Source organism: Comamonas sp. (assembly GCF_036666375.1).
GTDB lineage: Bacteria > Pseudomonadota > Gammaproteobacteria > Burkholderiales > Burkholderiaceae_C > Comamonas.
This window is the reverse complement of the sequence record NZ_JAVWWA010000214.1, coordinates 1-2,387: the sequence shown is the minus strand read 5'-3', so window position 1 is coordinate 2,387 and position 2,387 is coordinate 1. Positions and strand designations below refer to the sequence as shown.

1 protein-coding gene is annotated in these 2,387 nt (G+C 67.6%); it reads left to right on the top strand.

Annotated features, from left to right (window positions below):
- Positions 1-103: 103 nt before the first annotated feature.
- On the top strand, positions 104-2,387 hold a 2,284-nt coding region (parC, locus tag RR928_RS24705), incomplete at its 3' end, for a DNA topoisomerase IV subunit A (RefSeq protein WP_332684723.1).

The window sequence follows — 2,387 nt, the reverse complement described above, 5'->3', positions numbered from 1 at the left end:
CCGGTATGCCGGCCACCGGTATGCCGGCCACACCTTCTTCACGCATCCGCATGACGCTGCCTGCGGGCAGCGCGCGGGAGTCTATTGACGAGAAACGAGAACAATGAGCGATCAAGACACTTTAGATCTGGCTGCGCCCGCCAATGGCGATGCGCTGGACCTCGGAACCTATGCGCAGCGCGCCTATCTCGAATATGCACTGTCGGTCGTCAAGGGCCGGGCCCTGCCCGATGTCTGCGACGGCCTGAAACCCGTGCAGCGGCGCATCCTCTATGCGATGGACCGCATGGGCCTGAGCTACTCGGGCAATACCGCGCCGCGGCCGGTCAAGAGCGCGCGCGTGGTCGGCGATGTGCTGGGGCGCTTTCACCCGCATGGCGACCAGTCGGCCTATGACGCGCTGGTGCGCATGGCCCAGGACTTCGCCCAGCGCTATCCGCTGGTCGACGGCCAGGGCAACTTCGGCAGCCGCGACGGCGATGGCGCGGCGGCCATGCGCTACACCGAAGCGCGACTGTCCAAGATTACCGGCCTGCTGCTCGACGAGATCGACGAGGGCACGGTCGACTTCGTGCCCAACTACGACGGCTCCACGCAGGAGCCGCGCCAGCTGCCCGCGCGCCTGCCGTTCAGCCTGCTCAACGGCGCCAGCGGCATTGCCGTCGGTCTGGCGACCGAGATACCCAGCCACAACCTGCGCGAGATCGCCGACGCCTGCGTGGCGCTGATCAAGAAGCCGCTGATGAGCGCGGCCGATCTGGCCCTGCACATTCCCGGCCCCGACTATCCCGGCGGCGGCCAGATCATCAGCAGCCCGTCCGACATCGCCGATGCCTACCGCACGGGCCGCGGCAGCCTCAAGGTGCGCGCGCGCTGGAAGATCGAGGAACTGGCGCGTGGCCAGTGGCAGATGGTGGTCACCGAGCTGCCGCCCGGCGTCTCGACGCAGAAGGTGCTCGAGGAGATCGAGGAGCTGTCCAACCCCAAGATCAAGACCGGCAAGAAGGCGCTGACCCAGGACCAGCAGCTGCTCAAGGTCAACCTGCTGGCCGTGCTCGACGGCGTGCGCGACGAGTCGAGCAAGGATGCGCCGGTGCGCATCGTCATCGAGCCCAAGAGCGGCAAGGTGCGCCAGTCCGATCTGTCGCACATGCTGCTGGCGCACACCAGCCTCGAAACCTCGAGCTCGATCAACCTGACGATGATTGGTCTGGACGGCCGGCCCGTGCAGAAGTCGCTGCTGCAGATGCTGCAGGAGTGGATAGAGTTCCGCCAGGCCACGATCACGCGGCGCTCGCAGCACCGCCTGGCCAAGGTGCTGGACCGCGCCCACATCCTCGAAGGGCGGCAGATCGTGCTGCTCAACATCGACGAAGTGATTGCCATCATCCGCGAGAGCGACGAACCCAAGGCCGCGCTGATCGAGCGCTTCGCGCTGTCGGAGCGCCAGGCCGAGGACATTCTTGAAATCCGCCTGCGCCAGCTCGCGCGGCTCGAAGCCATCAAGATCGAGCAGGAGCTCGCCGCGCTGCGCGAAAGCCAGGGCAAGCTCGAAGACATCCTGGGCAATCCGGCGACGCTGCGCCGGCTGATGATCAAGGAGATCGAGGCCGACGCCAAGCAGTTCGCCGACGCGCGCCGCACGCTGATCCAGGAAGAGAAGAAGGCCACGGCCGAAGTCAAGGTCGCCGACGAACCCGTCACCGTGGTGGTCTCGGAAAAAGGCTGGGTGCGCGCGCGCCAGGGCCATGGCCATGAGGCCGCGAGCTTCAGCTTCAAGGCCGGCGACGCGCTCTACGGTACGTTCGAGTGCCGCACCGTCGACCAGTTGCTGGCGTTCGGCAGCAACGGCCGGGTCTATTCGGTTCCGGTGGCGCAATTGCCCGGCGGGCGCGGCGACGGCCAGCCCGTGACCACGCTGGTCGAACTCGAAAGCGGCACGCAGCTGCAGTACTACTTCGCGGGCCCGGCCCAGGCTTGCCTGCTGCTGGCCTGCTCGGGAGGCTACGGCTTCCTGGCGAATGTCGAAAGCCTGGTCTCGCGCAACAAGAGCGGCAAGGCCTTCGTCAATCTGGCCGAAGGCGAGACGCTGTGCGCGCCGTCGCTGGTGAGCGGCGGCTCGGGCAGCGTCGTGGTGCCCGCCGCGACCCATGTCGCCGTGGGCTCGGTCGGCGGCCGCATCCTGACGTTCGAGATCGGCGAGCTCAAGACCATGACCAGCGCCGCGCGCGGCCTGATGCTGCTGGCGCTCGAAGCCGGCGACCAACTGGCCGGCGCAGCCGCCTATACGCGCAGCATACGCCTCGAAGGCACGGGCCGCGGCGGCAAGGCACGCGACGAGACGCTGGAGATCCGCAGCCTCAACAACGCCCGCGGCAAGCGCGGCG